The sequence below is a fragment of the Methylobacterium sp. C33D genome, from assembly GCF_053345825.1.
This window is the reverse complement of sequence record NZ_JBKFAV010000060.1, coordinates 1-23,546: the sequence shown is the minus strand read 5'-3', so window position 1 is coordinate 23,546 and position 23,546 is coordinate 1. Positions and strand designations below refer to the sequence as shown.

General features: G+C 70.9%; 30 protein-coding genes and 1 pseudogene. 20 read left to right on the top strand and 11 right to left on the bottom strand.

The window, feature by feature from the left end; all coding sequences use genetic code 11:
- From ACLBXO_RS29695 to recA, 14 genes are all read left to right on the top strand, one after another.
- The coding region (locus tag ACLBXO_RS29695; protein WP_447686628.1) for an EF-Tu C-terminal domain-related protein at window positions 1-127 on the top strand (127 nt) is incomplete at its 5' end.
- Between the two features lie 80 nt (window positions 128-207).
- The gene (gene rpsJ / locus ACLBXO_RS29690) at window positions 208-516 is read left to right on the top strand and encodes a 30S ribosomal protein S10 (RefSeq protein ID WP_007569268.1); all 309 of its coding nucleotides are present in this window, start codon (window positions 208-210) and stop codon (window positions 514-516) included.
- Between the two features lie 51 nt (window positions 517-567).
- Window positions 568-1,293 carry a 50S ribosomal protein L3 gene (rplC, locus tag ACLBXO_RS29685; RefSeq protein WP_020094259.1) on the top strand — a complete coding sequence of 242 codons (726 nt, stop codon included), beginning with the start codon at window positions 568-570 and terminating at the stop codon, window positions 1,291-1,293.
- Complete coding sequence (gene rplD / locus ACLBXO_RS29680) at window positions 1,293-1,913, top strand: 50S ribosomal protein L4 (RefSeq protein ID WP_043351248.1); 621 nt, start codon at window positions 1,293-1,295, stop codon at window positions 1,911-1,913. The genes rplC and rplD overlap by 1 nt, the downstream gene beginning before the upstream one ends.
- Window positions 1,910-2,206 (top strand): 50S ribosomal protein L23, encoded by a 297-nt coding sequence (locus ACLBXO_RS29675; protein ID WP_012319188.1) that lies wholly within the window; start codon window positions 1,910-1,912, stop codon window positions 2,204-2,206. The genes rplD and ACLBXO_RS29675 overlap by 4 nt, the downstream gene beginning before the upstream one ends.
- 25 nt (window positions 2,207-2,231) lie before the next feature.
- Complete coding sequence (gene rplB / locus ACLBXO_RS29670) at window positions 2,232-3,068, top strand: 50S ribosomal protein L2 (protein WP_091783717.1); 837 nt, start codon at window positions 2,232-2,234, stop codon at window positions 3,066-3,068.
- Window positions 3,069-3,073: 5 nt separating this feature from the next.
- Window positions 3,074-3,352, top strand: a complete 279-nt coding sequence (gene rpsS, locus ACLBXO_RS29665) for a 30S ribosomal protein S19 (RefSeq protein WP_012319190.1) — start codon at window positions 3,074-3,076, stop codon at window positions 3,350-3,352.
- A 1-nt stretch (window position 3,353) separates the two neighbouring features.
- Complete coding sequence (gene rplV / locus ACLBXO_RS29660) at window positions 3,354-3,740, top strand: 50S ribosomal protein L22 (protein ID WP_012319191.1); 387 nt, start codon at window positions 3,354-3,356, stop codon at window positions 3,738-3,740.
- 10 nt (window positions 3,741-3,750) lie between these two features.
- The gene (gene rpsC, locus ACLBXO_RS29655) at window positions 3,751-4,497 is read left to right on the top strand and encodes a 30S ribosomal protein S3 (protein ID WP_012319192.1); all 747 of its coding nucleotides are present in this window, start codon (window positions 3,751-3,753) and stop codon (window positions 4,495-4,497) included.
- Window positions 4,498-4,508: 11 nt separating this feature from the next.
- Window positions 4,509-4,922: a 50S ribosomal protein L16 gene (gene rplP, locus ACLBXO_RS29650; protein ID WP_012319193.1), complete on the top strand. Its 414-nt coding sequence runs from the start codon at window positions 4,509-4,511 to the stop codon at window positions 4,920-4,922.
- Window positions 4,923-4,934: 12 nt separating this feature from the next.
- Window positions 4,935-5,150 carry a 50S ribosomal protein L29 gene (gene rpmC, locus ACLBXO_RS29645; RefSeq protein ID WP_020094255.1) on the top strand — a complete coding sequence of 72 codons (216 nt, stop codon included), beginning with the start codon at window positions 4,935-4,937 and terminating at the stop codon, window positions 5,148-5,150.
- Window positions 5,151-5,171: 21 nt separating this feature from the next.
- Complete coding sequence (rpsQ, locus tag ACLBXO_RS29640) at window positions 5,172-5,435, top strand: 30S ribosomal protein S17 (protein WP_331318519.1); 264 nt, start codon at window positions 5,172-5,174, stop codon at window positions 5,433-5,435.
- Window positions 5,436-5,534: 99 nt separating this feature from the next.
- On the top strand, window positions 5,535-5,885 hold the full coding sequence (locus tag ACLBXO_RS29635) for a hypothetical protein (protein ID WP_447687642.1): 351 nt from the start codon (window positions 5,535-5,537) through the stop codon (window positions 5,883-5,885).
- A 64-nt stretch (window positions 5,886-5,949) separates the two neighbouring features.
- Window positions 5,950-7,011: a recombinase RecA gene (gene recA / locus ACLBXO_RS29630; protein WP_447687643.1), complete on the top strand. Its 1,062-nt coding sequence runs from the start codon at window positions 5,950-5,952 to the stop codon at window positions 7,009-7,011.
- Window positions 7,012-7,139: 128 nt separating this feature from the next.
- On the opposite strand, the gene ACLBXO_RS29625 is transcribed toward recA, so the two are convergent.
- From ACLBXO_RS29625 to ACLBXO_RS29590, 8 genes are all read right to left on the bottom strand, one after another.
- Entirely contained in the window at window positions 7,140-9,935 is a 2,796-nt protein-coding gene (locus ACLBXO_RS29625; protein ID WP_447687641.1) for an ATP-binding protein, read from the bottom strand.
- A gap of 194 nt (window positions 9,936-10,129) precedes the next feature.
- Window positions 10,130-11,197 (bottom strand): flagellar biosynthesis protein FlhB, encoded by a 1,068-nt coding sequence (gene flhB / locus ACLBXO_RS29620; protein ID WP_447687640.1) that lies wholly within the window; start codon window positions 11,195-11,197, stop codon window positions 10,130-10,132.
- Between the two features lie 53 nt (window positions 11,198-11,250).
- The gene (fliR, locus tag ACLBXO_RS29615) at window positions 11,251-12,012 is read right to left on the bottom strand and encodes a flagellar biosynthetic protein FliR (RefSeq protein WP_331318512.1); all 762 of its coding nucleotides are present in this window, start codon (window positions 12,010-12,012) and stop codon (window positions 11,251-11,253) included.
- Between the two features lie 51 nt (window positions 12,013-12,063).
- Complete coding sequence (gene fliQ, locus ACLBXO_RS29610) at window positions 12,064-12,330, bottom strand: flagellar biosynthesis protein FliQ (protein WP_273563973.1); 267 nt, start codon at window positions 12,328-12,330, stop codon at window positions 12,064-12,066.
- A gap of 47 nt (window positions 12,331-12,377) precedes the next feature.
- Window positions 12,378-12,692 carry a flagellar hook-basal body complex protein FliE gene (gene fliE, locus ACLBXO_RS29605; RefSeq protein WP_012319201.1) on the bottom strand — a complete coding sequence of 105 codons (315 nt, stop codon included), beginning with the start codon at window positions 12,690-12,692 and terminating at the stop codon, window positions 12,378-12,380.
- A 44-nt stretch (window positions 12,693-12,736) separates the two neighbouring features.
- Window positions 12,737-13,144 carry a flagellar basal body rod protein FlgC gene (gene flgC, locus ACLBXO_RS29600; protein ID WP_331318508.1) on the bottom strand — a complete coding sequence of 136 codons (408 nt, stop codon included), beginning with the start codon at window positions 13,142-13,144 and terminating at the stop codon, window positions 12,737-12,739.
- Between the two features lie 65 nt (window positions 13,145-13,209).
- Entirely contained in the window at window positions 13,210-13,611 is a 402-nt protein-coding gene (flgB, locus tag ACLBXO_RS29595) for a flagellar basal body rod protein FlgB (protein WP_447687639.1), read from the bottom strand.
- An 89-nt stretch (window positions 13,612-13,700) separates the two neighbouring features.
- Window positions 13,701-14,132 (bottom strand): hypothetical protein, encoded by a 432-nt coding sequence (locus tag ACLBXO_RS29590; protein WP_447687638.1) that lies wholly within the window; start codon window positions 14,130-14,132, stop codon window positions 13,701-13,703.
- Between the two features lie 314 nt (window positions 14,133-14,446).
- On the opposite strand from ACLBXO_RS29590, the gene ACLBXO_RS29585 reads away from it, so the two are divergent.
- Window positions 14,447-15,712: a hypothetical protein gene (locus tag ACLBXO_RS29585; protein ID WP_447687637.1), complete on the top strand. Its 1,266-nt coding sequence runs from the start codon at window positions 14,447-14,449 to the stop codon at window positions 15,710-15,712.
- A gap of 118 nt (window positions 15,713-15,830) precedes the next feature.
- Window positions 15,831-16,067, top strand: coding sequence for a hypothetical protein (locus ACLBXO_RS29580; protein WP_447687636.1), 237 nt, complete (start codon window positions 15,831-15,833; stop codon window positions 16,065-16,067).
- A 21-nt stretch (window positions 16,068-16,088) separates the two neighbouring features.
- Here the strand turns inward: ACLBXO_RS29580 and ACLBXO_RS29575 are convergent, their stop codons facing one another.
- Window positions 16,089-17,417 carry an MFS transporter gene (locus ACLBXO_RS29575; RefSeq protein ID WP_447687635.1) on the bottom strand — a complete coding sequence of 443 codons (1,329 nt, stop codon included), beginning with the start codon at window positions 17,415-17,417 and terminating at the stop codon, window positions 16,089-16,091.
- A gap of 220 nt (window positions 17,418-17,637) precedes the next feature.
- Here ACLBXO_RS29575 and dnaN point away from each other — a divergent pair, with 220 nt between their 5' ends.
- Together dnaN and recF are read left to right on the top strand one after the other, a co-directional pair.
- Window positions 17,638-18,759 (top strand): DNA polymerase III subunit beta, encoded by a 1,122-nt coding sequence (gene dnaN, locus ACLBXO_RS29570; RefSeq protein WP_447687634.1) that lies wholly within the window; start codon window positions 17,638-17,640, stop codon window positions 18,757-18,759.
- A 232-nt stretch (window positions 18,760-18,991) separates the two neighbouring features.
- The gene (gene recF / locus ACLBXO_RS29565; protein WP_447687633.1) at window positions 18,992-20,146 is read left to right on the top strand and encodes a DNA replication/repair protein RecF; all 1,155 of its coding nucleotides are present in this window, start codon (window positions 18,992-18,994) and stop codon (window positions 20,144-20,146) included.
- A 7-nt stretch (window positions 20,147-20,153) separates the two neighbouring features.
- Here recF and ACLBXO_RS29560 read toward each other — a convergent pair whose 3' ends face one another.
- Window positions 20,154-21,788: a methyl-accepting chemotaxis protein gene (locus tag ACLBXO_RS29560; RefSeq protein ID WP_447687632.1), complete on the bottom strand. Its 1,635-nt coding sequence runs from the start codon at window positions 21,786-21,788 to the stop codon at window positions 20,154-20,156.
- Between the two features lie 459 nt (window positions 21,789-22,247).
- Here ACLBXO_RS29560 and ACLBXO_RS29555 point away from each other — a divergent pair, with 459 nt between their 5' ends.
- Window positions 22,248-22,643, top strand: coding sequence for a VOC family protein (locus ACLBXO_RS29555; RefSeq protein WP_447687631.1), 396 nt, complete (start codon window positions 22,248-22,250; stop codon window positions 22,641-22,643).
- A gap of 44 nt (window positions 22,644-22,687) precedes the next feature.
- Window positions 22,688-23,275 (top strand): histidine phosphatase family protein, encoded by a 588-nt coding sequence (locus tag ACLBXO_RS29550; protein ID WP_447687630.1) that lies wholly within the window; start codon window positions 22,688-22,690, stop codon window positions 23,273-23,275.
- Here ACLBXO_RS29550 and ACLBXO_RS29545 read toward each other — a convergent pair.
- Window positions 23,276-23,546, bottom strand: a pseudogene (locus ACLBXO_RS29545) (hypothetical protein); the annotation flags it as partial. It abuts the gene before it with no gap.

Here is a 23,546-nt window from a genome sequence, read left to right as displayed (position 1 = left end):
GGGCGACAACGTGACCATGGACGTGGCGCTGATCGTGCCGGTGGCCATGGAGGAGAAGCTGCGCTTCGCCATCCGCGAGGGCGGCCGCACCGTCGGCGCCGGCGTCGTCGCCGCCATCAACGACTGAGCTCGAGCAAGCATCCTTAGCAGGGCGCGGCGGGGTGAGCGCCCCGCGTACCCCGCCGTCCCTCTCAAGGTTCCAGGATCATGAACGGTCAGAACATCCGCATTCGCCTCAAGGCGTTCGATCACCGCATCCTCGATGCGTCGACCAAGGAGATCGTCTCCACGGCCAAGCGTACGGGCGCGACCATCCGCGGCCCGATCCCGCTCCCGACGCACATCGCCAAGTTCACCGTGAACCGCTCGCCCCACATCGACAAGAAGTCGCGCGAGCAGTTCGAGATGCGCACGCACAAGCGGGTGCTCGATATCGTCGATCCGACGCCCCAGACCGTGGACGCGCTGATGAAGCTCGACCTCGCCGCCGGCGTGGACGTGGAGATCAAGCTCTGAGTCCGCTGAGGACTTAGAGCTTACCGTTTCATCGCGCGAGGGAGAGAACCTATGCGCTCAGGCGTCATCGCACAGAAGGTCGGCATGACCCGCGTCTTCACGGACGCGGGGGAGCATGTCCCCGTCACCGTGCTCAAGATCGATCAGTGCCAGGTGGTTGCCCACCGCACCGTCGAGAAGAACGGCTACGTCGCGCTGCAGGTCGGCGTCGGCAAGGCCAAGGTCAAGAACGTCTCGGCCGCCGAGCGGGGCCGCTTCGCGGTCGCCAAGGTCGAGCCGAAGAAGAAGCTCGCCGAGTTCCGCGTGTCCGAGGACGCGCTGATCCCGGTCGGCGCCGAGATCACCGCGGACCACTTCATCCCCGGCCAGTTCGTGGATGTCACCGGCACCACGACCGGTAAGGGCTTCGCCGGCGGTATCAAGCGCTGGAACTTCGGCGGCCTGCGCGCCACCCACGGCGTGTCGATCTCGCACCGCTCGATCGGCTCGACCGGCGGCCGTCAGGACCCGGGCAAGACCTTCAAGAACAAGAAGATGCCGGGCCACCTCGGCGTCGAGCGGGTCACCACCCAGAACCTGCGCGTCGTGCGCACCGATCCCGAGCGCGGCCTGATCCTGGTCGAGGGCGCGGTGCCGGGCGTCGCCGGCGGCTGGATCCAGATCCGCGACGCGGTGAAGCGCAAGCTCCCCGCCGACGTTCCGCTGCCGGGCAAGTTCCGCGAGAACGGCGCCTCCGCCCCGGCGACCGAGGCCCCTGCGGCTGAGGAGACCGCGTGATGAAGCTCGATATCAAGACCCTCGACGGTGCCGGTGCCGGCTCGGTCGAGCTGAACGAAGAGATCTTCGGCCTGGAGCCCCGCGCCGACCTGCTGCAGCGCATGGTCCGCTGGCAGCTCGCCAAGCGGCGCGCCGGCACCCACGCCGTGCAGAACCGCTCGGACGTGAACCGGACCCGCAAGAAGCTCTACAAGCAGAAGGGCACCGGCAACGCCCGCCACGGCGCCGCCTCCGCACCGCAGTTCCGCGGCGGCGGGCGCGCCTTCGGCCCCGTGCCGCGCGACCACAGCCACGACCTGCCCAAGAAGGTCCGTGCGCTGGCCCTGCGCCACGCGCTGTCGGCCAAGGCCAAGGCCTCGACCTTGATCGTCGTCGACGACATCAAGATCGAGGATCACAAGACCAAGGGTCTCGTCGAGCGCTTCGGCAAGATGGGCCTCTCGAACGCGCTGATCATCGGCGGTGCCGAGGTCGACGTGAATTTCGGCCGGGCCGCCCGCGCCATCCCGCAGATCGACGTGCTGCCCGTGCAGGGCATCAACGTCTACGACATCCTGCGCCGCGACACGCTCGTCCTGACGAAGGCCGCCGTCGACGCGCTGGAGGAGCGTTTCAAATGAGTGCCGATCCGCGCCACTACGACATCGTCGTCTCCCCGGTGATCACCGAGAAGGCGACGAACCTGACCGAGCAGAACAAGGTCGTGTTCCGGGTCGCCCCCAAGGCGACCAAGCCTCAGATCAAGGAGGCCGTGGAGAAGCTGTTCGACGTCAAGGTCACGGCCGTGAACACCCTTGTCACCAAGGGAAAGAAGAAGATTTTCCGCGGCCTCCGCGGACAGCGCTCCGACGTGAAGAAGGCGATCGTGACCCTGGCCGAGGGCCACACGATCGACGTCACGACCGGGCTCTGAGGACGGGTTTTAGGGATCCAAGCCGATGGCCTTGAAGACATTCAAACCGGTCACGCCGAGCCTGCGCCAGCTCGTGCTCGTCGACCGCCGTGAGCTCTACAAGGGCAAGCCGGTGAAGGCGCTGACGGAGGGCAAGTCGTCCTCCGGCGGCCGCAACAATCTCGGCCGCATCACCGTCCGCTTCCGCGGCGGCGGCCACAAGCGCGTGCTGCGCAACGTCGACTTCAAGCGCCGCGAGCAGCTCGGCGTCGCCGCCACGGTGGAGCGGATCGAGTACGATCCGAACCGGACGGCGTTCATCGCGCTGATCAACTTCCCCGACGGGAAGCAGAGCTACATCCTGGCCCCGCAGCGCCTGCAACCGGGCGACAAGGTGGTGGCCGGCGAGAACGTCGACATCAAGCCGGGCAATGCCGGTCCGGTCGGCTCGATGCCGGTGGGCACGATCGTCCACAACGTCGAGCTGAAGATCGGCAAGGGCGGCGCGATCGCCCGCTCGGCCGGCAACTACGCGCAGATCGTCGGCCGCGACCAGGGCTACGTGACGCTCCGCCTGAATTCGGGCGAGCAGCGCCTGGTCCACGGTCAGTGCTTCGCCAGCGTCGGCGCGGTCTCGAACCCGGACCACATGAACATCTCGCTCGGCAAGGCCGGGCGCAACCGTTGGCTCGGCAAGCGCCCGCACAACCGCGGCGTGGCGATGAACCCGGTCGACCATCCGCACGGCGGCGGCGAGGGTCGCACCTCGGGCGGCCGCAACCCGGTCACGCCCTGGGGCGTGCCCACCAAGGGGAAGAAGACCCGGTCCAACAAGCGGACCGACGTGTTCATCCTGTCCAGCCGCCACAACCGCAAGAAGTAATCGCTATGGCACGCTCTCTCTGGAAGGGGCCGTTCGTCGACGGCTACCTCTTCAAGAAGGCCGAGGCGGCGCGGGGCTCCTCGCGCTCCGAGGTCATCAAGATCTGGAGCCGCCGCTCCACGATCCTCCCGCAGTTCGTCGGGCTCACCTTCGGTGTGCACAACGGGCAGAAGCACATCCCGGTCTACGTCACCGAGGAGATGGTCGGGCACAAGTTCGGCGAGTTCTCGCCGACCCGCACCTTCCCGGGCCACGCGGCCGACAAGAAGGCGAAGAGGCGCTGAGATGGGCAAGCAAGCCACCCCCCGCGCGCTCCCCGAGAACGAGGCGAAGGCCGTCGCGCGCATGCTGCGCGTCAGCCCGCAGAAGCTCAACCTCGTGGCGCAGATGATCCGCGGCAAGAAGGTCGACACGGCCCTCGCCGAGCTCCAGTTCTCCCGCAAGCGCATCTCGACCGAGGTCAAGAAGTGCCTCGAGAGCGCCATCGCCAACGCCGAGAACAACCACGACCTGGACGTGGACGACCTCGTCGTCTCCCAGGCCTTCGTGGGCAAGGCGCTGGTTCTCAAGCGTTTCCACGCCCGCGCCCGCGGCCGCGGCGCGCGCATCCTGAAGCCCTTCTCGAACCTCACCATCGTGGTTCGCGAAGTCCGCCAAGCCGAAGCGGCTTGAGGAGGATCTGATGGGTCAGAAAGTCAACCCGATCGGTCTCCGGCTCGGCATCAACCGGACCTGGGATTCCCGCTGGTTCGCCAACAAGGGCGACTACGCGAAGCTCATGCACGAGGACGTCGCGATCCGCGCCGCCCTCATGAAGCAGCTCAAGCAGGCGGCGGTCTCCAAGATCGTCATCGAGCGCCCGCACCGGAAGTGCCGCGTCACCATCCACTCGGGCCGTCCGGGCGTGGTGATCGGCAAGAAGGGCGCGGACATCGAGAAGCTGCGCAAGCTCGTCGGCACGATGACCAAGGCCGACGTCACGATCAACATCGTCGAGGTGCGCAAGCCCGAGATCGACGCCACCCTGGTGGCCGACTCGATCGCCCAGCAGCTCGAGCGCCGCGTCGCCTTCCGGCGCGCCATGAAGCGGGCCGTCCAGTCGGCCATGCGTCTGGGCGCCGAGGGCATCCGGATCAACTGCTCGGGCCGTCTCGGCGGCGCCGAGATCGCCCGCCAGGAATGGTACCGCGAGGGCCGCGTCCCGCTGCACACGCTGCGCGCCGACGTGGATTACGGCACCGCCACGGCGTTCACGACCTACGGCACCTGCGGCATCAAGGTGTGGGTGTTCAAGGGCGAGATCCTCGAGCACGATCCGATGGCCCAGGACAAGAAGGCCCAGGAAGAGGGCGGCCGCTCCGGCGGACGCCGTGAGCGCGATGGCGAGGGCGGCCGCGAGCGCGGACGCCGCGAGCGCGAGCACGCGTAAGGTAGGAAGCCATGCTGCAACCGAAAAAGACCCGCTTCCGCAAGCAGTTCAAGGGCCGCATCCACGGGGCGGCCAAGGGCGGCTTCGAGCTGAACTTCGGCCAGTTCGGCCTGAAGGCGGTGGAGCCCGAGCGCGTCACCGCCCGCCAGATCGAGGCGGCCCGCCGCGCGATCACCCGCGAGATGAAGCGCCAGGGCCGTGTCTGGATCCGGGTGTTCCCGGACGTCCCGGTCTCGTCGAAGCCGACCGAGGTCCGCATGGGCTCCGGTAAGGGCGCCCCGGACTATTGGGCGGCCCGGGTCCATCCCGGCCGGATCATGTTCGAGGTCGACGGCGTTGCCGAGAACATCGCCAAGGAGGCGCTCCGCCTCGGCGCCGCGAAGCTTCCGATCCGCACGCGGGTCGTCCAGCGCATCGCCGACTGAACGGAGGATATCGTGAAGTCGACCCAGAGACTGTCTGATCTGAAGGCGCTGTCGCCGGATCAGCTGAATGACGAGCTGATCAACCTCAAGAAGGAGCAGTTCAACCTGCGCTTCCAGGGGGCCACCGGCCAGCTCGAGAACGTCGCCCGCGTCCGCGAGGTCCGTCGCGACATCGCCCGTGTCCGGACTCTGCAGCGTTCCAAGACGCTGCAGCAGGCCAAGGGCTGAGGCGGGTTTTAGGAGACAACCATGCCGAAGCGCATCCTGCAGGGCACCGTCGTCAGCGACAAGGGTGAGAAGACCATCGTGGTGAAGGTGGAGCGCCGCTTCACCCACCCGGTGATGAAGAAGACCGTCCGGCGGTCGAAGAACTACCACGCGCACGACGAGGGCAACGTCGCCAAGGTCGGCCAGACGGTGTTCATCGAGGAGTGCCGTCCGTTCTCCAAGACCAAGACCTGGAAGCTGGTCGAGGGCGAGACCGCCCAGGCCGAGGCTGGCGAGGCCGCCTGATCGCGGGATCCCGGCGGCTGCGGTCCTCGCAACCGCCAGATCCCGGCCCGCGGCGTCGCGGGATGGTGCCCCACGGGGTGGCCATCCCGGGAGCGCCCGGTGACCGGTACGACGAACGCCCGGACGCAATTCGACTCGCGAGAGCCGGATTCGTGCCGGGCGTCGTCGTTTTCGGCCACCTGTCCGGCAGGCGGATCCCGGTCGCTGGCGGGCCGGGCCCGCTGCCGGGCCGCGGGAGGCGTCGCCATCGCGGCCGGCCATCGTCCCGTCCGGCGCGCGGTGTGGGCGTCCGTACGGGGCTTCGCGGCCGATTACCGGCTTGAATTGATGTCGCGCGGTATCCGGGTCTCGAGCCGGGATTTCGCGATCTGCGCGCAGCAAAACGGCGTTCCGGCCTTGCTCGACGAGAACAAAACGGGTACATGGAGGCGGTGGCGACGCGCGTTGTGAACTGCGTCCAACCCCTTCATAAGGAGCCCGCCAGATGGCCCAGCCCGCATTGAAAGTGGTCGACATGCCCCCGGTGGACAAGGACAAGTCCAAGGCGATCGACGCCGCCCTGTCTCAGATCGAGCGCGCCTTCGGCAAGGGCTCGATCATGCGGCTCGGCAAGAGCGACAAGGTCCAGGAGGTCGAGACCATCTCCACCGGCTCGCTGGGCCTCGACATCGCGCTGGGCGTCGGTGGGCTGCCGCGCGGCCGGGTGATCGAGATCTACGGTCCCGAATCGTCCGGCAAGACGACGCTGGCGCTCCACACGATCGCGGAGGCCCAGAAGAAGGGCGGCGTCTGCGCGTTCGTGGACGCCGAGCACGCCCTCGATCCGGTCTACGCCCGCAAGCTCGGCGTGAACCTCGACGACCTGCTGATCTCCCAGCCCGACACCGGCGAGCAGGCGCTCGAGATCACCGACACGCTCGTGCGCTCCGGCGCCATCGACGTGCTGGTGGTCGATTCGGTGGCCGCGCTGACGCCGCGGGCCGAGATCGAGGGCGAGATGGGCGAGAGCCAGCCCGGCCTCCAGGCCCGCCTGATGAGCCAGGCCCTGCGCAAGCTGACCGGCTCGATCTCGCGCTCGAACTGCATGGTCATCTTCATCAACCAGATCCGGATGAAGATCGGCGTCATGTACGGCAGCCCCGAGACGACCACGGGCGGCAACGCGCTCAAGTTCTACGCCTCGGTGCGCCTCGACATCCGCCGGATCTCGACCCTCAAGGACCGCGACGAGGCGATCGGCAACCAGGTCCGCGTCAAGGTGGTGAAGAACAAGGTCGCGCCGCCCTTCAAGCAGGTCGAGTTCGACATCATGTTCGGCGAGGGCGTGTCGAAGGTCGGCGAGCTGATCGACCTCGGTGTGAAGGCCGGGATCGTCGAGAAGTCCGGCGCCTGGTTCTCGTACAACAGCCAGCGCCTCGGCCAGGGCCGCGAGAACTCGAAGGGCTTCCTGCGCGACAACCCGAAGATCGCGGCCGAGATCGAGGGCTCGATCCGGCAGAATTCCGGCTTGGTCGCCGAGAAGATCCTGGAGAACGCCGCCCCGACGGCGGACGATCTCGACGAGGGCGAGGCTTAAGGCCGCGTCGCCGCGCACCGGGATCGGCGCGCGGCGGAACGGACCATCGGCGAAGATCGGCGGCCCCGGAGTCTCTCCGGGGCCGCTTCGCTTTCAGGGGCGGAGGGCGGACGCGTCGGGGCGGACCGTCAATCCGCCATCGTCTTCTTCACGGTCTCGACCAGCTGCTTCAGGCTGAAGGGTTTGGGCAGGAAGTTGAAGGTCTCGCCCTCGGGCAGGTTCTTGCGGAACGCGTCCTCGGCGTAGCCGGAGACGAAGATCACCTTCAGGTCGGGCTGGTGCTTGCGCACTTCCCGCAGGAGGGTCGGGCCGTCCATCTCGGGCATGACCACGTCGGAGACGACGAGGTCGATGGTCTGCGCGCCCTCGCGGACGATCGCCAGGGCCTCCAGGCCGGAGGCCGCCTCCAGCACCGTGTAGCCGCGGGCCGAGAGCGCCCGGCTGTTGACCGCCCGCACCGGATCCTCGTCCTCGACGAGCAGGATGGTGCCCTGCCCCGTGTGGTCGGCGGCGGGCTTGCGCGCGGCCGGCTTGGCGGCCGCAGCGGGCGGCGCCTCGCCCCGCGGCGCGGCGGTGTCGCCGCCCGCTGCCGACTTGGCGGCCGGCTCGACGGCCGGCTCGGCGGCCGACTTGGCGCTCGCCGGAGCGGCGGCCGGTGCGAGCGGCTCCGCGCGCGGCAGGGCCGGCTCCGCGGCCGGCACCTCCTCGGGCTCCGCCACGGGCACGTGGCGCGGCAGGTAGATGCGGAAGGCCGTGCCCTCCCCGACCTTCGACTGCACGTCGATGGTGCCGCCGGACTGCTTGACGATGCCGAAAACCGTCGAGAGCCCGAGGCCCGTGCCCTTGCCGATCTCCTTGGTGGTGAAGAACGGCTCGAAGATCTTCTCCATCAGCTCGGGCGGGATGCCCTGGCCGGTGTCGCGCACCTCGATCAGCACGTGGTCGCCCGCGGGCGCCCCGCCGCGTCCCTCCGTCCCGGCGGCCGCCCCCGGATCCGAGACGTTCTCGGTGCGGATCGTCAGCTTGCCCCCCTCCGGCATGGCGTCGCGGGCGTTGACCGCGAGATTGACGATCACCTGCTCGAACTGGTTGACGTCGGCCTTGACGGGCCAGACCTCGCGGCCGTGCTTCAGCTCCAGGGCGACGCGCTCGCCGAGCAGCCGCTTGAGGAGGAGGGTCAGCTCGGAGAGCGCCTCCCCGACATTCATGACCTCCGGACGGAGCGTCTGCCGCCGTGAGAACGCCAGGAGCTGGCGGACGAGGCCCGCCGCCCGGTTGGCGTTCTGCTTGATCTGCATGATGTCCTGGAAGGCCGGGTCGGTCGGCCGGTGGCTCGCGAGCAGCAGGTCCGAGTAGCCGATGATCGCCTGGAGGACGTTGTTGAAGTCGTGGGCGATGCCGCCGGCGAGCTGGCCGACCGCGTTCATCTTCTGAGCCTGGGCGACCTGCTGCTCCAGTTGCCGCTGCGCCGTCGTGTCGAGGGCGTAGAGGATCACCCGCTCGGCCTCGTCGGTCTGCTGGCCGGGATCGCCGCCGTCGGCCGGGCTCAGCCAGACCCGGGCCGAGCGGCCGCCGGGCCCGTTCAGCTGGACCTCGATCGGCTCCGGATCGGTACGTCCGCTCGCCGCGCGGGCGAGCCCGGCCTCCAGGGCGGTCCGGTCGGCCACCGAGTCGGAGACGTTGGGCTCGACCCGGGGCACGCCCTCCCCGTCCGGGGCGCCGTCGTCGGACTGCCGCGGGACCGTGCCGAACAGGCGGGTGAACGAGGCGTTGGCGCGGGCGATCCGGCCGCCGCTGTCGAGGGTCGCGATCGCGATCGGCGAGTTGTTCAGGAAGCGGGCGAGCCGGACCTCGGCGGCGCGCTGCGGCTCGTCGGTCTCGGCCCCGGCGGAGCGGTTGATCACGAAGGTCCGCGACGAGCCGGGCTTGCCGTCCTTGCCGAAGGCGACCCGGTGGTAGAGCCGGACCGGGAGCGTGTGGCCGTTGCGGCGGCGCAGGTCGAGGTCGAAGCGATCGGTCCGGACCTCGCCCGGCAGGCCCGCGGTGCGCACGAGGACATCCGCCTCCGGGGCGATCTCGGTGAGGTGCGGGCCGCCGGGTCCGACGCTGGCGAGGTCGTAGCCGAGCCAGGCCGCCAGGGTCGCGTTCATGTAGACGATGGCGCCCGCCGGATCGATCGACAGGAAGCCCGCCGGGGCGTGGTCGAGATAGTCGATCGCGTGCTGGAGTTCCTGGAAGACGTTCTCCTGCCGCTCGCGCTCGGCGGTGATGTCGGCCACTGTCCAGAGGGAGGCCGCCCGGCGCGGGCGCGCGAGGGGCCGCACCGAGACCCGGTACCAGCCGAAGCCGCGCTCGCCGGCCGTGGGGCCGAGGGGCGGCGACATCCGCACTTCCTCGGTGTGGGCGCGGGCGTCGCGCGAGGCCTGCGACAGGCGGTAGACCGCCTCGGAGACCTCGGGGGAGCCGACGAGGATGCGCTCCACAGGCACGAGGTTGGAGAAGGTGTCGCCGCTGGCGATCCGGAGATAGGCCTCGTTGGCGTAGATCAGCCGGCCGCCGTCCTCGACGACCAGCTGGCCGTCCGGCGAGGCGTCGACGATGCCCTTGGTGATGTCGTCCCGGGCGGCGCTGCCGCTGAGCTGGAGCGCCCCGATGGCGAGGGCGAACAGGAAGAACACGCCCGCCATGGCCAGCAGGGCCAGCAGCCAGACGATCAGCGACTGGGCCTGCTCGTTGGCCACGAAGGACAGGCCGATGGCCGCGCCGACCAGCAGGCCGGCGAGCACGAGCAGCAGCCCGACCCGGCCCGGCTGCTCCGAGCGGTCGATCGAGCCCGTTCCCAGCAGGGCGGAGGTCTGCGCGACCGGGGGACCCGGATTCTGCGGGCCCGCGGCGGGCGCCGGAGGTCCAGTGACGTCGGCCATCGGCTTCATTCCAGAACAGTCACCCGGTTAGTCCGCCGGCCATATCAGGACATGCGGGGCGCGGCATCAGTCTCGTCGCGCCAAGCCTTGACACAGGCTCGCGAAAAAAGGTGGAGGAAGCGTGGCTTTCGCTGGCCCGGCTGTTCGGCGAGAGGGCCCGGCGGAAAGGCTCTGCGGCGAGCGGGCGCGGGGGCCTACGCCGCCCGCCTCCGCAGGCGCAGCACGAACCCGATGACCTCCGCCACGGCCCGGTAATGCTCGGCCGGGATCTCCCGGTCGATCTCCACGGTGGCGTGGAGCGCCCGGGCGAGCGGCGGGTTCTCGATCACCGCGACGCCGTGCTCGGCCGCGACCGCGCGGATGCGCAGCGCGAGCGCGTCGACGCCCTTGGCGACGCAGACCGGGGCGGCCATGCCGGTCTCGTAGCGCAGCGCCACCGCGTAGTGGGTCGGGTTGGTCACCACGACGGTGGCGGTGGGGACCGCGGCCATCATGCGCTTCTTCACCCGGGCCATCCGGAGCTGCTTCAGGCGCCCCTTGACCTCGGGATTGCCCTCCGACTCCTTCATCTCCTGCTTGAGCTCCTCCTTCGACATCCGGTGGCGCTTGCGCCAGCGGAACCGCGCGTAGAGCGCGTCGCCGAGGGTGATCGCGAGGTGCATGCACAGCATGCCGGCGAGCAACTTCAGGCTGAGGGACAGGATCGCCGGCATAGAGGCGGCCGGGTCCAGGCGGGCGAACACCTCGAGCCGGTCGCGGTCGTTCCACAGCATCACCGCGCCGACCACGCCCACGGCGGCGATCTTGGCCAGCCCCTTGCCGAACTGGAACAGGGCCTCGACGCCGAGGAGCCGCTTCACGCCGGCCATCGGCGAGAGGCGCGAGAATTTCGGCATCAGCGTCTCGGCGGAGAAGACCAGCGGGTGCTGCAGGAGCCCCGCGGCCAGCCCGGCCACGACGGCCAGTCCCACCGGCACCGCCACAGCCTGGAGCCACAGCCACAGGCCGCGCGTCATGGCCGCCTTCATGGCCGTGGCGTCGTCCGGCAGGGTATGGGCGTTGGCGAGGTAGGCCCTGAGCCCGTGCAGGAGGTTCGTGGCGATGGTCGGGGCCGCGACCAGCAACGCCAGGGTGAACGCGGCCAGCATCGCGAACGTGTTGATCTCGGTGCTGGTCGCGACGTCGCCGCGCTCGATCGCCTGGTCGAGCCGCCGTTGGGACGGCTCCTCGGTCTTGTCCTCGTCGTCGGTATCGTCGGCCATCGCGCGTCGGGCTCAGAGCGGGGACATCGTCGGGTCGCGGGCGGTCCGGCCGCTCAGCGACCGACGTAATCCCCGAGATACCGGCCCAGGTCGTCCAGGAAGACGCCCATCATGACGCCGAGGCAGCCCATCAGCAGCAGCATGCCGATCAGCACCGAGGCCGGGACCGCCAGGAAGAACACCTGCATCTGGGGCATCAGCCGCGACAGCACGCCGAGCCCCAGGTTGAACAGGATCCCGAAGGCGATGAACGGGCCGGAGATCTGCACCGCCAGGGTGAAGCCCCTGGCGAGCGCCTTCGTCGCCAGCATCAGCGCGTCCGAGAAGGACGGCACGCCGTCGGGCGGCAGCACCACGTAGCTGCGGGCCACGCCCTCGATGGCGAGGTGGTGCAGGTCCGCGGCGAAGATCAGCGTGATCCCGAGAAGCGACAGGAAGTTGCCGATCGCCACCTGCTGGCCGCCCTGACTCGGGTCCACCGTCATGGCGTAGGACAGCCCGACCTGCGCCGAGATGATCACCCCGGCGGTCTGAAGGGCGGCGAGGATCATGCGCACCGTGAGGCCGAGCACCAGCCCGATGATCGTCTCGCCGAACAGGAGCCCGATCAGCCGCGGGCCGGCCACGCCCTCGGTGCCGCCGAGCAGCGGGCGCACGGTCGGGAACAGCACCAGCGCCGTGAGCAGCGCGAAGGCGAGGCGCAGGCGCGGCGACACAGACTGCTCGCCGATCCCCGGCATCAGCATGATCAGCGTGCCGATGCGCGCGAAGGTGATCAGGTAGGCCGAGGCGATGCCGGGCAGGAGCAGGTTCATCGCGGCCCCTATGGCACGCGGCGGCCGCGCCTGTCCCGGCCGGCGCGCGCATCAGCCGCCGGCCGCGATGCGGGCGGCGATGCGGGTCATGTAGCCGGCCATGGCGTCGCCCATGAAGGGAAGCATCAGCAGCAGCGCGGCGAACACGGCCACGACCTTCGGCACGTAGATCAGGGTCTGCTCCTGGATCTGCGTCAGGGCCTGGACCAGGGAGACGGCGAGGCCGACCGCCAGGGCGACCAGCATCAGGGGGCCGGCCACCTTGAGGAACACGAAGATGCCGTCGCGGGCGACGTCGAGGATGGCGAGGCCGGTCATGGGGGTGCGATCTGTGCGGGGGAGTGGGCGGGGAAGCGGTCGGCCGGTCAGATCTGCATCCGCATGATCTCCTCGTAGGCGGAGATCATGCGGTCGCGCACCGCCACCATGGTCTGCAGTGCGGTCTCGCTCTCGGCCACCGCGGTGACCACGTCCACGACGTTGGCCTTGCCGGCGGCCGCCGAGACGGCCTGGGAATCGGCCCGGCGGCCGGCATCGCCGACGCTGTCCAGGGTCTGCCCGAGCATCTGCATGAAGTCGGTGCCGGTGCCGGTCGTCGGCTGCACCCGGGGCGCGGGCCGGCCGCCGGCGAGGCCCTGGACGGCCGCGTAGGCACCCGCCGCGAAATTGCTCGAAGCCATCGCCGTGCGTCCTTGCTATGCGGCCCTGCCGCGGGCTTCGGGGCTCACTTCAGGATGCCGAGGGTCTGCGCCAGCATCTTGCGGGTGGAGCTGATCATGTTGAGGTTCGCCTCGTAGGAGCGCTGGGCCTCGCGCAGGTCCATGTTCTCGATCAGCGCGTTGACGTTGGGCATCTGCACCACGCCCTGGGCGTTGGCCGCGGGGTTGCCCGGCTCGTACTTGGTCCGGAAGGCCGACGGATCGCGCTTGACGCGCCCGGCTTCGACGAGCTTGGCACCGGTCTCGTCGTCGAGGTGGCTGGTGAAGGTCGGGATCTTGCGCCGGTAGGGCTGCGCCCCGGCGGAGGCCGGCGCGGAATCGGCGTTGGCGATGTTCTCGGCGATGATGCGCATCCGGCCCGACTGGGCCTTGAGGCCCGCGGCCGCCACCGCCAGCGACTTGGTGAATTCCATGGCTCAGGACCCTCCCGCTGCCGCGACATCGCGGCCGTCAGCGCTCCACCGTCGTCCCGCGCGCATCAGCTCTTGCCGATCGCGATCTTCAGGGTGGTCAGGCTGTGCTGGTACAGCGAGGCGGCGAGCTGGTAGTCCGACTGGTTCTCGCCGGCCTTCATCATCTCGTCCTCGAGGTTGACGCCGTTGCCGCTGGGGCGGATCTCGAAGCCCTTGGCGCGCTTGGAACCGGCCCCGACCGTCTGGCCGGGCGGGGCCATGTGGCCGGCGCTGGTGAGCGTCAGGCTGGAGCCGGTGGTGGCGAGGGCGCCGGTCGCGCGGTCGAAGCGCGGCTCCACGAGGTCGCGGGGCTTGAAGCCCGGCATGTCGGCGTTGGCGACGTTCTCGGCGATCACGCCCTGGCGCGCCTGGGCCCATTGCATCCGCGTGCGCAGCATGCTCAGCACGGGCAGATCGGTGAGGGCCATGGTCGCCTCCGGATGGCGTGGCCGCGCCGGGACGAGCGGGCTCGGCAAAATCTGCCGCCTGCATGGTTAACGGCGCGTTAAGCCCGGTCTCAGGGCCGAGCCGCGCCGGATCGCCCCGGGGGCTGGGGCTCCTCGGTACAGCGCGCGAAGAAGCACCCCGGCACGCCGCCGTCGACCGGCGGCGCGGCGTGGCCGAAGGGCTGGGACTCGCCGTGGGGCTCGACCGACGAGTCGAGATGCGCCGCGACCGTGACGTCCCGGCCGTAATCGCAGAGCGGCGTGTAGGCGATGTCGCACACGGCCCGGACGGGCCGGCCGCAATCATTGAACAGCTGGAAGACGTACCAGCGCGCGGTCCCGGCCTGAACGGTGCCGCGCCGCTGCTGGAGGCAGCGCGACGGCGCCCCGTCCGGCCCGGCGCTCCGCTCGTAGGGGGTCCAGGTCGGAAGCCGCGGCGCCGCCGCGGCGGGGACGCCGGCGGCCAGGAGGACGAGGATGGAGAGCGGGAGGGGACGCGTCATCGCGGGAGCCTGCGGCAACCCGCGGGCGCGGGTCGGGGGGACGGCTTCTGGGCGCCCGATGTGTCCGCTCTGTCTCCCCCGGCCCGATGCCGGTCGCGTGCGGCGGCCGCGGACAGCCGGATGCCGATCCGGCCGGGGCGGCGCCGCAGTCCCGAGCTATTGTCTTGCGGCCGCTCAATTAAAAGGTCTGTTAACGAACTCTTAACGTCGTTTGCCTTGCCGCCCCTCCGGCGTGGTATGGATTCGGTCCGTGCCGGCGCGCACCCGCGCCGGTCGGAACGTGCGAGTGCGTAATCTTGCGATGGCTGCAATCCGTGTTCGGCTCTGACGGCTCCCCCATCGTCCAGTATATCGTGATCTTCGCCGTCATCTTCACGGCGCTCGCGGCGATCGTGTTCACGGTGCGCCGGCTCACCGGCCGGAGCCTCGCCCTGCCGGGCCGATCCGGGAGCCGCGGGCGACAGCCGCGGCTCGGGATCGTCGACGTGTACGAGCTCGACCGGGCCCGGCAGCTGATCCTGCTGCGCCGGGACAATGTCGAGCACCTGCTGCTGGTGGGCGGTCCCAACGACGTGGTGGTCGAGCGCAACATCCAGCGCGGTCAGCGGCCGCTGCCGGAAGCCGCGCTCCGGCCGGAGCTGGCGCCGGAGCCGCTGGACGAGCCGCTCCCGGACCCCCTCGTGCAGGGTGGCCGCCTGCCCGAGCCGCCCAGGGTCCTGCCGGAATCCGGCGGGCGGCGCGCGGAGCCGCTGTTCGACCCGGGCTTCGCGATGCCGGTGGTGGTGCCGTCGCCGGTGCCGCGCTCGGCCTCCGCCCCGCCGGTGACGCTGCCCCTCGATCCCGGCCTGTTCGGCGGCGACGAGCCGGGTCAGGACGTCACGGCACCCCTGAGCGCCGCGCCGGCCCCGCCGCCCGCGCCCGAGCCTCCGGCCCCGCCGGTGCCCCCGCCCGCGCCCGAGCCTGCGGTGCCGCCGCCGGCGGTGGAGTTGCCCGCGCCGTCGCCGCGCGAGCCCGTCGCGCCGCGGCGGGTCCTGAGCCGGACCGCGCCGCCGCTGATCGAGCCCCGTCCCAACCCGGCCTCCGAGCGCAAGCCCGAGCCGGCCCCGGCCGAGCCGGAGCCCGCCCGGCAGGCCCCGAGCCTCGCGGTGCCCTCCGAGCGCAAGTCGGTCGACCCCGTCGTCCTGTCCGACATGGCCCGGCAGCTCCAGGCCGCCCTGTCGCGCTCGTCCTCGGCCGTGACGCCGCCGCCGCAGGCCGCGCCCGCCCCGTCGGTGCCCGAGGGCGTCGATCCGCTGGCGGCCGCGATGGCGAGCGTCCCGGTCGAACCGGTGCCCGCCCCCGCGCCGGTCGACGAGCCGCAGGGCGCGCCACCGCCTCCGCCACCGCCCCCGGCCAAGCCCGTGCCGCCGCCGGCGATGCCGAAGGCCGATCCCGTTCCGACCGCGCCGGCTCCGCCTGCCCCGCCACCACCCGACGCGCCGCCGCCCGACGCGAAGGGATCGGGTAACCCGTTCTCGGTGGAGGAGATCGAGGCCGAGTTCGCCCGCCTCCTCGGTCGTCCGCTCGACAAGCGGAGCTGACGCACCCGCGCGCCCGCAGCAGAGCGGGCGCGCGACGGACCGCGTCCCCGGTCGAGACAGCTGCGGTTAACCGATGGTTAACCGTCTTCCGGGACGCTCGGTCCCGGAGGATCACGCAATGCTCGCGCTGGATGCTGGTACGGCTCACCGGAGCCGCGCTTACAGGGCCTTCAGGCTCGACCGGGCCGGTCGTGTCTGCGCGGCCGAGATCCTGTCGGCCGCGGACGACACGCAGGCGCGCCGTCGCGCCCGGGCGATGGTCGGGCGCGACGCGATCGAGCTGTGGGATCGGACCCGCTTCCTCGGGCGCTTCGAGCCTACCGTCACGGCGGCTCAGGATCGTGCCGGCCGCTGAGGCCGGCGCCCGACCGCCCCGTCAGCGGCCGGCGGTTTCCGGCATGGCCAGCACGGCGAGGAAGCTGAGGATCGCGGCCCCGGCCAGGTAGAACCCGACGAAGCCGATGCCGCCGTAGGCCGCGAGCTGCTGCGCGATGTAGGGCGCGCCCGAGGCCCCCAGGATCCCCGCGAGGTTGTAGGTGACCGAGGCGCCCGTGTAGCGCACCCGCGTCGGGAACAGCTCCGGCAGGACGGCGCCCATCGGCCCGAACACCCAGCCCATCGTCAGCAGGCTGAGGCAGAGGAAGCCCAGCACCGGTGGCCAGGTGCCGGTGCCCGCGGCGTGGCCCAGCATCGGCCCCATGAGGAAGCCCAGCAGGAACGTCACGGCCATGCCGGAGAGCAGCACCGGCCGGCGGCCGAAGCGGTCGGCCGCGGCCCCCGACGCGACGGTGCCGAGCGCCATGAAGCAGACCGCGATGCACTCGAACAGCAGGAAGATCGGCCGGCTGTAGCCGAGGGTGCCGGTGCCGTAGCCCAGGGCGAAGACGGTGGAGAGGTAGAACACCGCGTAGACCGCCACCATCGCGAAGGTGCCGACGAGGACGGCGTGTCCGTGCCGGGTCAGCATGGTGGCGAAGGGCACGCGCTCCGGTCGCTCCTGGCTGAGCGCGGCCTTGAATGCCGGCGTCTCGGTGAGCTTGAGGCGCACGTAGAGCCCGACGCCGACGAGCGCCGCCGAGGCCAGGAACGGCAGGCGCCAGCCCCAGGCCTGGAAGCTCTCAGGCGTCAGGCCGAAGCTGAGGGCCAGGAAGCCGAGATTGGCCAGGATGAAGCCGACCGGCGCCCCGAGTTGCGGGAAGATGCCGTACCACGCGCGGCGGCCCGGCGGCGCGTTCTCGACCGCCAGCAGGGCCGCGCCGCCCCACTCGCCGCCGAACCCGATCCCCTGCCCGCAGCGGAGGAGGCACAGCGCCGCCGGCGCCCACCAGCCGACCGACGCGTAGGTCGGCAGGCAGCCGATCAGCACCGTGGAGATGCCCATGATCAGCAGGGACGCCACCAGCGTCGCCTTGCGGCCGACCCGGTCGCCGAAATGCCCGAACAGGGCCGCGCCGACGGGCCGTGCGATGAACGCGATGGCGAAGGTCGCGAAGGCGCTGAGCTGCTGCACGCCGGGCGCGCCGGCGGGGAAGAAGACCGGACCGATCACCAGGGCGGTGGCGGTGGCGTAGATGTAGAAGTCGAAGAACTCGATCGCCGTCCCGACGAAGCTCGCGGCGAGGATACGCCGAGCGCTCGGAGGGGCGCTCGGGGCGGCCTGCGAGGGGTCTGCGGTGTTGCCCGCGGGGTCGATGGTCTGCAGCATGATCGGGACGGAGGGATCCAAGTCGGTGGCGGCGCTTTCGCACGGGCCGCCCCGGGGCCGATAGCCCGCTCCGGACATGGGCATTTGACCTCAACGCGGAGGTCGCTGTGCGGTGCACCGACGGCGGCCTTGCGTTCCCCTTCCCCCTTCGCCAAGCTGAACGGCCATATTCCGCGACGGCCGCCGGCCGCGGCGCCGTCCCTACCACTTGAGTATTGCGATGAGAGTCACTGTCGAGCGCGCGGCCCTGCTCAGGTCGCTCGGCCACGTGCACCGGGTCGTCGAGCGCCGCAACACGATCCCGATCCTGTCGAACGTGCTCCTGCGCGCGGAAGGGTCTGGACTCCAGCTGCGCGCGACGGATCTGGACATCGAGGTGACCGAGAGCGTGCCGGCGGACGTGGCGGACGCGGGCGCCACGACCGTGCCGGCGCACGTGATCTACGACATCGTGCGCAAGCTCCCCGACGGCGCGCAGGTCTCCCTGGAGACCGGCGGCGAGTCCGGCCAGATGACGATCCGGTCCGGACGCTCGCGCTTCGCCCTGGGCGCTCTGCCGGAGGGCGACTTCCCGGACCTCGCCGCCGGCGAGATGCCGCACGGGTTCGAGATCGCCGCCGCCGACCTGAAGCGGCTGATCGAGAAGACCCAGTTCGCGATCTCCACCGAGGAGACCCGCTACTACCTGAACGGCATCTACCTGCACACGCTGGAGACCGAGAACGGCCCGGCGATGCGGGCTGTGGCGACCGACGGCCACCGGCTCGCCCGCGTCGAGATCCCGGCCCCGCAGGGCAGCGTCGGCATGCCGGGCGTGATCGTGCCCCGCAAGGCGGTCTCAGAGATCCAGAAGCTCCTCGACGACGGCGGCGAGACCGTCGCGGTCGACCTGTCGCCCGCGAAGATCCGCCTGCGCTTCGCCGGCGGCCTGACGCTGATCTCCAAGCTGATCGACGGCACCTTCCCGGATTATCAGCGGGTGATCCCGGCCAACAACGACAAGCGGCTGACCGTCGAGCGCGACGCCTTCGCGAAGGCGGTCGACCGGGTCTCGACGATCTCGTCGGAGCGCGGGCGCGCGGTGAAGCTCGGGCTGGCCGAGGGGCGCCTCGCGCTCTCGGTGAACAACCCGGATTCGGGCAGCGCCACCGAGGAGCTCGACGTCGACTACGAGGCGGCCGGCCTCGATATCGGCTTCAACGCCCGCTACCTCCTCGACATCACCGCGCAGCTCGAGGGCGACACCGCCCTGTTCAAGCTCGCGGATCCCGGCTCGCCGACCCTGATCCAGGATCGCGAGGGCGCGCCGGCGCTGTACGTGCTGATGCCGATGCGGGTTTGAGGCGGCCGCGCGGATCCCGGCCCCGCCCTCGTCCCGAGGTGCCGGGGCGTAGCCGAGGCCTCGCGAGGGGGCTCCACGCGGCGACGCGGTCTCGGGAGCCCGCCCGCGCGGCCCGCTGACGCGGGCCCTTCGGGTTGCGGTGGTTGGATAGGATGTCAGACAGCAAGGGACGGTTGAGCACGGCGCGTCTCGGCCCCTGGGTTCATCACTCGGTTCACCCCTCGGTTCACCGATGAGCGACATCCCCGATCCGCGGGTCGAGCCCGACGGGGCCGCTCTGCGCGTCACCCGCCTGATCGCCCGCGATTTCCGCAACCACGCGGACCTCGAGCTGACGCCCGAGGCCCGCTTCGTCGCGCTGGTCGGGGAGAACGGCGCGGGCAAGACCAACCTGCTCGAGGCGCTCTCGCTGTTCGTGCCGGGCCGCGGCCTGCGCCGGGCGGAATTCGCCGCCATGGCGCGCAGCGGCGGCCCGGGCGGCTTCGCGGTCTCGCTCACGCTCGACCGCGAGGGCGCCGAGCACCGGCTGGGCACCGGGCTGGAGCCGCCGGGCCCGGACGGTCGGGCGAGCCGGCTCTGCCGGATCGACGGCGCGACCGCCGCCTCGCCGGTGGCGTTCAGCGAGTTCCTGCGGGTCGTCTGGCTGACCCCCGACCTCGACGGGCTGTTCCGCGGGGCGGCCGGTGACCGGCGGCGGTTCCTCGACCGGCTCGTGCTGGCGGTCGACGCCGCCCACGGCGCCCGGGTCTCCGCGATGGAGCGGGCCCTTCGCTCCCGCAACCGCCTGCTGGAGGAGCGGCCCGACGACGACCGCTGGCTCGACGCCATCGAGCGGGAGGTTGCGGAGCTTGGCGTTGCCGTGGCCCTCGCCCGGCGCGAGACCGCCGAGCGCCTGGACCGTCTGATCGCCGAGACCCGGGACGACGCGCAGCCCTTCCCCTGGGCGGCCATCCGCCTCGAGGGCGACCTCGACGATCTCGTGGCGGTCTGGCCGGCCATCGAGGCCGAGGACCGCTACCGGATGGCGCTCCGCAACGGCCGCAATCGGGACCGGGCCGCCGGCCGCACCCTGATCGGGCCGCAGAGCAGCGACCTCGTGGTCCGCCACGGTCCCAAGGATGTCCCCGCCGGCACGGCGTCCACGGGGGAGCAGAAGGCGCTTCTGATCGGGCTCGTCCTCGCCCACGCCCGGCTGGTGCGGGCCATGAGCGGCATCGCCCCGCTGATCCTCCTCGACGAGGTGGCGGCCCACCTCGATCCCCGCCGCCGGGCCGGCCTGTTCGAGGCGCTGGAGGCGCTCCCGGGCCAGGTCTGGATGACCGGCGCCGACCCGGACGCCTTCGCGCAGGCCGGCACCCGGACGGAGGTCCTGCGGATCGGGGCGTGAGCCGGCCTCACGCGGCCCGGACCGTCCCGAGGAAGCGCGAGACTTCGGCGCCGAGATACTCGGACTGGCGCGACAGCTCGCCGGCCGCGCCCAGCACCTGGGCGGCCGCCGCGCCGGTCTCCTCCGAGGCCTTGGCCACGCCCGTGATGTTGCTGGTGACCTCGTCGGTCCCGGCCGCCGCCTGCGACACGTTGCGGACGATCTCCTGCGTGGCCGCGCCCTGCTGCTCCACCGCCGCCGCGATGGTCGTCGCGACCGCGTCGATCTCGCGGATGCGCGCCGTGATCCCACCGATGGCGGTGACGGCTTGCCCGGTCACGTCCTGGATCTGCCCGATCTGCTGGCTGATCTCCTCGGTCGCCCGGGCGGTCTGCCCGGCGAGTTCCTTGACCTCTGCGGCGACCACCGCGAAGCCGCGCCCGGCATCGCCGGCGCGGGCCGCCTCGATCGTGGCGTTGAGCGCCAGCAGGTTGGTCTGCCCGGCGATGGTCGAGATCATCCCGACCATGTCGCCGATGCGGGTCGCCGCCTGGCTCAGGGCCTGCACGAGGTGCTGGGTCTCGTCCGCCTCGCCGACCGCCGTCTGCGCGAGGTTGGCCGAGCCGAGGACCTGTCGGCCGATCTCCTGCACCGACGTGCCGAGCTCCTCGGCGGCGGCCGCCACGGTCTGGACGTTGGCGGAGGCCTCCTCGGCGGCCGCCGCGACGGTGGTGGACTGGCTCGCCGTCTCGGTGGCGCTCGACGTCATCGCCTGCGCGGTGGCCTGGAGTTCCGTCGCAGAGGACGAGACCAGCCCGACGATGCCGCCGACCGCCCGCTCGAACCCGTCGGCGAGGTCCAGCATGGTGCGCCGCCGCTCGGCGAGGGCCGCGGCGTCGGCGATGCGCCGGACTTCCGCCTCCTCCGCCGCCTTGCGGGCGACCATCGCCTTGATCCCCTCCACCGCACGGCCGACCGCGCCGATCTCGTCCCGTCGCGCCGCCTCCGCGATGTCGGCGTCGACTTCGCCCTGCGCCATGCGCTGCAGGACCTTGACCAACCGGTCGAGGGGCCGCGTGATCCCGACGGTGGCGATGACCACCGCCGCGAGCAGGCCCGCCAGCATCCCGAAACCGCTGACGGCGATCAGGGTCCGGCGGGTGGCGTTGGTCTCGCCGGTGAGATCGTCCGACCCATCCCGCATGTAGGCGGCGATGTCGTCGGCGATCCTGTTGCCCTCGGTCAGCAGGTCCGAGAAGGTCGGATCGATCGCCGTGTGGACCAGCGCGATGGCTTGCTCGTTCTGGTTGATCGTGCCGAGCCGGCGGACCTCGCTCACGTCCCGGAGATAGCGCTCGATCCGCACCGTCTGCGCGTCGATGCGCGCGGCGAAGGTCGGCGCGTGCGACCGGAGGACCGGGAACAGCGCCTGCAAACGGGGCCGGACAGCCTCGAAACCCGCGTTGGCGTCCCGCATCTGGTTCTGATCTGTCTCGGCGATGATCCGGTAGACCCAGTAGTTCAGCTCGATCACAAGCCGGTTCAGCCGGCGCGCGTCTGCCACGGCCGCCGCCTCGTTGGCGATGAACCGACTGTAGCCGTCGTCGATCGTCGTCATCCGTGCCTGCGCGTACCAGATGCATCCGCCGACGATCGCGCTCATCAGGGCGATGACGGCCGCGATCTTTGGCAAAAGATCGATATTGGATAGCCGAAACACGGTATTCATGCCCTTGTGCTTAGTCTATATAGGGATTTGTGACCAGATTGTTTTCATGATTATTATATGATTCAATGATGATCCAAATGGACTGGTGGAGTCAAGCGTTAAAATATTAACTTATGGTGTCAAATTTGATTTGCAGATGCAGTATTGTTCGTACTCAAATACAGAGCGTGAATTACTGATCCGAATATATTTCCTGGAACGGTTAAATGGACGAATGAAACTGTTCGTCTGTCATTACAGGATCGCGGCTGTCTCGAGACGGTTCCCGATCTCCCCGCCCGCGCCTGTACACTGCGCGACACCGGAGCCGCGCAGGACGGCCTTCCCGCGGCCGCGCGCGGCGCCACATAGGAGGCGCGCACGCCGGCCGCGTGCCCACGGAATCCCGAGCGCATGTCCAAGCCCGTCCACGCCATGATCCGCGTCCTCGAGGAGGAGCGCGCGCGCGACTATTATGCCCGGGCCTTCGGCCTCGAAGTCTCCGGCCGGTTCGACTTCCCGGACTTCACCCTCGTCTACATGCGGGATCCGGCCTCGCCGTTCGAGCTGGAGCTCACGGTGAACAAGGGCCGCGACAAGCCCTACGACCTCGGCGACGGCTACGGGCACATCGCCTTCGTGGTCGACGACGTGGAGGCCGAGCACGCCCGTCACCGGCGCGAGGGCTTCACGGCCACCGACGTCAAGACTCTCCGGCACGGGGACGATGTGCTCGCGCGCTTCTTCTTCGCCACCGACCCGGACGGCTACAAGATCGAGGTCATCCAGCGCGGCGGCCGCTTCGCGTGACTCTGCCGGCGCGCCCCTCCCATCCCGACACGTCTCCGAGATCCATGCCGGACAAGACCCGCATCGTCTGCATCCGCCACGGGCAGTCGACCTTCAACGCCGCGCACAAGCTCGGGCGCGGCGATCCCGGCCTGCCCGACGCGCGCCTGACCGAGCTCGGCCAGGCCCAGGCCCGGGCCGCGCGGGAGCACCTCCGGCCGATCCCCTTCGACCTCGTGGTGGTCTCGCCCCTGACCCGCGCCATCGAGACCGCCGCGATCCTGTTCGGCGAGCATCCGAGCCGGCCGCGGGTGCTCGTCGAGGTGCTGCACCGCGAGTGCCAGGAGAGCAGCTGCGACGTCGGCCGGGCCGCCTCGGAGATCGCCGCGGAGTTCCCGCACCTCGATGTCGGGCACCTGCCCGAGGTCTGGTGGCACGCGGAGCCGGGCTGCGAGGTCGGCGGCTTTCCGGTGGAGCCGCGCCCCCTGTTCGACGCACGGGTCGCGGCGTTCCGCGACTGGCTGCGGGCCCGGCCGGAGACCACCATCGCGGTGGTCGGCCACGGGACGTTCTTCTACCACCTCACCGGCACGTTCCTTGAGAATTGCGGCACCATCGACCTCGATCTCGACGCCGCGCCCGCGGCGGCCTGATCAGGCGGGCATCCGGGCGCGCGCCGCGTCCATGCGCTGACGGGCGCCGACGAGGGCGATCTCCGGCGCCTGCCGGCCGATGGCGAGGACGGCCGCGAGGATCGCGCAGGCCTCTCCCCAGGTCCCGGCCACGAAGGGCGCGGCGCCCTCGGCCACCTCCGCGGCGCAGCGCGCGTCCTCGCCCGCCCGCTGCGCCGCCGTCGCTGTGCGGGACGCCGCGGCGGTCAGGGCGCCCTCGCGCCAGCGCCGCGCCTGGGCCGCAGCCTGCGCG

Coding starts and splice junctions, on each gene's coding strand:
- rpsJ (WP_007569268.1), top strand. CDS start 208: ATGAACGGTCAGAACATCCGCATTCGCCTCAAGGCGTTCGATCACCGC.
- rplC (WP_020094259.1), top strand. CDS start 568: ATGCGCTCAGGCGTCATCGCACAGAAGGTCGGCATGACCCGCGTCTTC.
- rplD (WP_043351248.1), top strand. CDS start 1,293: ATGAAGCTCGATATCAAGACCCTCGACGGTGCCGGTGCCGGCTCGGTC.
- ACLBXO_RS29675 (WP_012319188.1), top strand. CDS start 1,910: ATGAGTGCCGATCCGCGCCACTACGACATCGTCGTCTCCCCGGTGATC.
- rplB (WP_091783717.1), top strand. CDS start 2,232: ATGGCCTTGAAGACATTCAAACCGGTCACGCCGAGCCTGCGCCAGCTC.
- rpsS (WP_012319190.1), top strand. CDS start 3,074: ATGGCACGCTCTCTCTGGAAGGGGCCGTTCGTCGACGGCTACCTCTTC.
- rplV (WP_012319191.1), top strand. CDS start 3,354: ATGGGCAAGCAAGCCACCCCCCGCGCGCTCCCCGAGAACGAGGCGAAG.
- rpsC (WP_012319192.1), top strand. CDS start 3,751: ATGGGTCAGAAAGTCAACCCGATCGGTCTCCGGCTCGGCATCAACCGG.
- rplP (WP_012319193.1), top strand. CDS start 4,509: ATGCTGCAACCGAAAAAGACCCGCTTCCGCAAGCAGTTCAAGGGCCGC.
- rpsQ (WP_331318519.1), top strand. CDS start 5,172: ATGCCGAAGCGCATCCTGCAGGGCACCGTCGTCAGCGACAAGGGTGAG.
- recA (WP_447687643.1), top strand. CDS start 5,950: ATGCCCCCGGTGGACAAGGACAAGTCCAAGGCGATCGACGCCGCCCTG.
- ACLBXO_RS29625 (WP_447687641.1), bottom strand. CDS start 9,935: ATGGCCGACGTCACTGGACCTCCGGCGCCCGCCGCGGGCCCGCAGAAT.
- flhB (WP_447687640.1), bottom strand. CDS start 11,197: ATGGCCGACGATACCGACGACGAGGACAAGACCGAGGAGCCGTCCCAA.
- fliR (WP_331318512.1), bottom strand. CDS start 12,012: ATGAACCTGCTCCTGCCCGGCATCGCCTCGGCCTACCTGATCACCTTC.
- fliQ (WP_273563973.1), bottom strand. CDS start 12,330: ATGACCGGCCTCGCCATCCTCGACGTCGCCCGCGACGGCATCTTCGTG.
- fliE (WP_012319201.1), bottom strand. CDS start 12,692: ATGGCTTCGAGCAATTTCGCGGCGGGTGCCTACGCGGCCGTCCAGGGC.
- flgC (WP_331318508.1), bottom strand. CDS start 13,144: ATGGAATTCACCAAGTCGCTGGCGGTGGCGGCCGCGGGCCTCAAGGCC.
- flgB (WP_447687639.1), bottom strand. CDS start 13,611: ATGGCCCTCACCGATCTGCCCGTGCTGAGCATGCTGCGCACGCGGATG.
- ACLBXO_RS29590 (WP_447687638.1), bottom strand. CDS start 14,132: ATGACGCGTCCCCTCCCGCTCTCCATCCTCGTCCTCCTGGCCGCCGGC.
- ACLBXO_RS29580 (WP_447687636.1), top strand. CDS start 15,831: ATGCTCGCGCTGGATGCTGGTACGGCTCACCGGAGCCGCGCTTACAGG.
- ACLBXO_RS29575 (WP_447687635.1), bottom strand. CDS start 17,417: ATGCTGCAGACCATCGACCCCGCGGGCAACACCGCAGACCCCTCGCAG.
- dnaN (WP_447687634.1), top strand. CDS start 17,638: ATGAGAGTCACTGTCGAGCGCGCGGCCCTGCTCAGGTCGCTCGGCCAC.
- recF (WP_447687633.1), top strand. CDS start 18,992: ATGAGCGACATCCCCGATCCGCGGGTCGAGCCCGACGGGGCCGCTCTG.
- ACLBXO_RS29560 (WP_447687632.1), bottom strand. CDS start 21,788: ATGAGCGCGATCGTCGGCGGATGCATCTGGTACGCGCAGGCACGGATG.
- ACLBXO_RS29555 (WP_447687631.1), top strand. CDS start 22,248: ATGTCCAAGCCCGTCCACGCCATGATCCGCGTCCTCGAGGAGGAGCGC.
- ACLBXO_RS29550 (WP_447687630.1), top strand. CDS start 22,688: ATGCCGGACAAGACCCGCATCGTCTGCATCCGCCACGGGCAGTCGACC.